Raw genomic sequence first — 4,456 nt, forward strand, 5'->3', positions numbered from 1 at the left:
CGCGTCCACCGCTCCAACTCCGCCTGCTCCTCAGCGGACAGCAGTAACGGCTCCAACTTGGGGCCCCGACGGGGAACTGACGCACCAGCAGCAGAAGTCATGCAACTACTAACGATCAACTACTGGCGCAGGACACTAGCACAGCGCCGGGCCCTGGCCCACCGGGCTCCGGACGAAGAGATCCCGCAGTTCCGGCGGGCCCGGCTCCGACAGCGGGTCCGCAGATCCGACCCCGCTCGATTCCTGACGGGATGTGGGACGAGTTCTTCGCGGCTCTGACCTGCGGCCGAGACCGGGCAGCTGTTCTGCTCTACGTCTCCAGCGGATCGCGGGCGAGCGAGCTCCTCGGCGTCAAGCCCGGGGACATCAACTGGGCCAAGCAGCTGATCCGGGTCGTCACCAAGGGCACGGATGACCGCGAACCCGTCCCGGTCAGCCCGCAGGCCCTAACGGTCCTGGCGGCCTACCTCGACCACATAGGGCTTCCGCAGGCCGGCGAGCCGGTCTTTCGCACCCGCCGGGCCCCGGACCGGCCGCTGACCTACTGGGCGATGCGCCGGGTGATCCAGCGGGTCAACGACAGGCTCCGCACGAACTGGACGCTGCACGATCTGCGGCACACCGCCGCGACCCGGATGGCGAACGATCCGATCCTGACACTCTCCCAAGTCCGGGCGATTCTGCGGCACACGATCTGGCGACCACAGGCCGCTACCTGAACGCCCGGGTCGAGGACCTCTTCGACGCCCTTCAGCAGCACTACAACCGGCCGCGCGTCGAGCGGACCATCGCACCCGGCTACGACCCCGACGACTTCAAGGCGGTGTTCGGTGGTTAACCGCACCACAGTCGAGACCTACACGGCCCGCAACCGGCGGCCGCGGCCCCGCGACAGCAGCCGCGAGGCGGGGCGGCCCGGGTTCCAAGGGGCCACCCTTGAGGCGGCGCCGGCGCCGCGGCCCAAGCATCCGCCGGCCCCGTTCGGGGATCTGACCACGGCATCAGTCGAGGATCTCTGCGACCTGGCCGCACAGATCCTGCGTGGGAAGACGAACTCGGTCGCAGAGAAACGCAGCCGCGGGATCCGGAGGCTCTTCGGCCACCTCGCGACGCTGCCCGGCGAGACTTGGCAGGAGCGTTGGGAGGGCAGCGGCTTCAACGACGAGAACGCTCCGTCGGTGACCATCCTGGCCAGGCCGGAGGTCCGCTACGACAGATCCAACCTGATCTCCGCACTGAAGATGGCGTTCGGCATGAGGGTCATCCAGCCGTCGCTGTCCGGGTTCAGAGCGAACAAGTTCCCGGACTACCCCGAGCCGTTCCGCAAGCTCCAGCGCGACCCTCAACTCGATGAGCTCTTCCGCGCGATCGACTCCCACCCGGAGTGGAAACCCACGAACCGGCTGCGGGCGAAGTTCGACATCGCCTGCGCCCTGACCACCCAGGGCATCATCCTGGCCGACCTCACACCGTCCGCACTCCTGCACTACGCGATGGAGGTCAAGAGACTGGGGGTCATTCACGGCGGCAGCAGCAGCAACTCCGGACTCAGCGGCTACGCCGCCTCGGAGGTGCTGAACAGCACCGGTCACTTCCCGCAGAGCACCCCGCCGACCCTGCGCATGATCGTCTACAACGGGCAAAAGACCGTCGAGGAACTCGTCGACAGCTACCCCGTCAAAAACGCCAGTGTCCGCCAGCTCCTGATCGACTACCTCACCCGGCGCCGGGCGGACACCGACTACATCACCCTCCAGGCGCTGGCCCGCAATCTCGCCAACCTGTTCTGGGTGAGCATCGAGCAGATCAATCCCGGCCAGAAGAACCTCGTGCTCAGCCCAGAGGTCTACGACCAGTGGCGCGCGGACCTTCGGTACTGGACGAACGACAAGACGAAGGTCCGCAAGCGCTTCGAGACGATCTTGCTGGCCGTCCGTGCCTTCTACGTCGACCTCCACAGCTGGGCCATCGCCGAGCCCGAGAAGTGGGCCCACTGGGTCGCTCCCTGCCCGGTCCTGCCGCGCGATCTCAAGGGCTTCGGCAAGCGCCAGCGCGAGAACAACCGGAACATGGCCGACCGCACGCGAATCCGTCAGCCCCTGCTGCCCACACTCGTCCAGCATGTCGAGTCACGGCACGAGCACCTCGCCGCCCTCCTCGAAGCCGGCCGCAAGGTTCCCCTGGGCGAAGCGTTCACCCTGGGCGGGCTCCGCTACAACCGCACCGACTCCCTCGCGGACCGGCGCCGGGCCCGGCTCCTGGACGACCCGGCCGTCAGGGTCACCGACCACGCCACGGGCGAGACGACCGACGTGACCGTGGCCGAGGACATCGCCTTCTGGGAGTGGGCGATCGTCGAGCTCCTGCGGCACAGCGGCATCCGGGTGGAAGAGTTGACCGAGCTGACCCACCTCAGCGTCCGCCAATACCAGCGGCCGAACGGCGAGGTCATCGCTCTGCTGGTGGTCGCACCCTCCAAGAGCGACCGCGAACGCGTGATCCCGATGTCCGCCGAGCTGTTCCACGCCATCGCGCGGATCGTCCGCCGCCAAACCCCAGACGGGAAGCCGATTCCGCTGGTCAGCCGCTACGACCCACACGAAAAACGTGGTCAGAGCCCATGCCGTTCCTGCTTCAGCGCAAGATCGGCACTATCCGGGGCGTCATGGCCGCCGGCACGGCCCTCAAGATGCTCCGCCGCACCTGCGAGAGGATCGCCGAGACGAACGAGGCATTCGCCGGGATGACGTTCACCCCGCACGACTTCCGCCGACTCTTCGCCACGCAGATCGTCAACGGCGGCCTGCCCATCCACATCGGCGCCGCCCTGCTCGGACACCTGAATCTCCAGACAACCCAGAGCTACGTCGCCGTCTTCGCCGAGGACGTCGTCACCTCCTACCAGGAGTTCCTCAACCACCGCCGGACACAGAGGCCCGACGGCGAATACACCGACGTCACCCCCAAGCAGTGGGAGGAGTTCGAGGAGCACTTCGACAAGCGCAAGGTCGAACTCGGCAACTGCGCTCGCCCCTACGGATCTTCCTGCCAGCACGAGCACGCCTGCATCCGCTGCCCGATGCTCCAGGTCAACCCGAAGATGCTGCCGCGGCTCGCGGAGATCGAGAAGGACCTGATCCTCCGCCGCAAGCGGGCTGAAGAGGAACAGTGGCTCGGCGAGATCGAAGGCATCGACATGACCTTGACCTTCGTCCGCACCAAGCAAGCCGACTCCGCCAGGCTCGCCCAACGCTCAACCGTCGCCCTGGGCATCCCGGCCCTCCCTCCACGGCCCGACTGAGCACCCGGCCTTCGGAGGTGTGAACGAATCCGTGGCGGCCACCCGGAGCCAGTTCCTGCCCTGGCGGACAGGAACCGGCTCCGGCGAGGATGCCCGTCATGGCCACCGACCAGGACCACAACCTCGCTCCACTGTGCCGGAGCGCGCTACTTGTCGTGCCCCACCCCGCCCGACCTGAGGCGGAGCGAGCTAGCTGTCGTCAATCCGGCACCCTGACCTGGGGGTTTCTGGACCACTGAGCACGACAACCGTCGTCAGATTCGCATCGTTCTTGGCATCCACCGCGCTCATTGCAAGCAAAGGCGGGCAAGGTCAGGACTGCGCCGTCCGGGACGCGAGATACCGACTGAAGGCTTCGTGGCTGTCGGGGGTGAAGCGCCACTCCAGAAGGGCCGACCGCAACTCCGGCTCCGTCAGCCAACCATGCCAGGCGACCTCATCGGGATCGGGAACCACAGCATCCGGCACCACGGCTTCGTGCACGCCGAGCCAGTGAGGCCTCAAACCGCTGCGGTTGATGAACGTGAACAGCAAGCGCGGCAGCACACGGATGCCCAGCTCTTCGCCCAGCTCGCGCGCAGCGGCCTGTTCATAGAACTCACCGACACCCACGGCGCCACCGACCACGACCTCGTAGAGCCCAGGGAAACGCGACAGCTGCTCAGACCGCCGGTGGACAAGGATCCGCCCACGCTCATCACAACACACCGTCACAGCGACCCTGTGCAGCCAACCCTCCCGGATGGCCTGCCGGCGACTGACCACCACCCCCAGCACGCGATCTTGATCGTCGATACGCTCTACCAGTTCATCCACGACGCACACCCTGGCAGAGCCCACCGACAACACCGCTTCCCGGCGACTCGTGAAGGCCGCCCGAGAGCACCTGCACCAAGAGGTCGGAGACGCCGACAGTTGTCGTGCACATACGACACCTATCGTGCTCAGGCTCACGACCTGCGAGTTCCCTCCGGCGTTACATGACATGGCTTCGAACGACGGGTGTGTCAACTTAGCGGCCCTGTCTCACATTCGGTGGTGACAGAGAGTTGTGAGGGTCGTTGACCTTCATGTGATGGGTGTCAACGAGCTTGTGCGGACGGTGTTTTCGGGTCTGTCCCCACTGGTCATGGTGGATGTGGTCGACGAGGGTGA

Annotated in this window: 4 protein-coding genes; 3 read left to right on the forward strand and 1 reads right to left on the reverse strand. The window is 66.4% G+C overall.

The window, feature by feature from the left end; all coding sequences use genetic code 11:
- Window positions 1-251 precede the first annotated feature (251 nt).
- The 3 genes from PUR53_RS45435 (at window position 252) to PUR53_RS45445 (ending at window position 3,301) form a co-directional block, all read left to right on the forward strand.
- Window positions 252-719 (forward strand): tyrosine-type recombinase/integrase, encoded by a 468-nt coding sequence (locus PUR53_RS45435; protein WP_329912378.1) that lies wholly within the window; start codon window positions 252-254, stop codon window positions 717-719.
- A 111-nt stretch (window positions 720-830) separates the two neighbouring features.
- Window positions 831-2,747 (forward strand): site-specific integrase, encoded by a 1,917-nt coding sequence (locus tag PUR53_RS45440; RefSeq protein ID WP_329912379.1) that lies wholly within the window; start codon window positions 831-833, stop codon window positions 2,745-2,747.
- Window positions 2,666-3,301 (forward strand): site-specific integrase, encoded by a 636-nt coding sequence (locus tag PUR53_RS45445; RefSeq protein WP_329912380.1) that lies wholly within the window; start codon window positions 2,666-2,668, stop codon window positions 3,299-3,301. Before PUR53_RS45440 ends, PUR53_RS45445 begins: the two co-directional genes overlap by 82 nt.
- A 312-nt stretch (window positions 3,302-3,613) precedes the next feature.
- Here the strand turns inward: PUR53_RS45445 and PUR53_RS45450 are convergent, their stop codons facing one another.
- Complete coding sequence (locus PUR53_RS45450; protein WP_443078092.1) at window positions 3,614-4,117, reverse strand: NUDIX domain-containing protein; 504 nt, start codon at window positions 4,115-4,117, stop codon at window positions 3,614-3,616.
- Between the last annotated feature and the right edge of the window lie 339 nt (window positions 4,118-4,456).

It is taken from the genome of Streptomyces sp. SP18BB07 (genome assembly GCF_036322545.1).
Taxonomy (GTDB): Bacteria; Actinomycetota; Actinomycetes; order Streptomycetales; family Streptomycetaceae; genus Streptomyces; species Streptomyces deccanensis.

Excerpts from the sequence above, each read along its gene's own strand:
- PUR53_RS45435 (WP_329912378.1), top strand. The coding sequence starts at position 252 with ATGTGGGACGAGTTCTTCGCGGCTCTGACCTGCGGCCGAGACCGGGCA.
- PUR53_RS45445 (WP_329912380.1), top strand. The coding sequence starts at position 2,666 with ATGGCCGCCGGCACGGCCCTCAAGATGCTCCGCCGCACCTGCGAGAGG.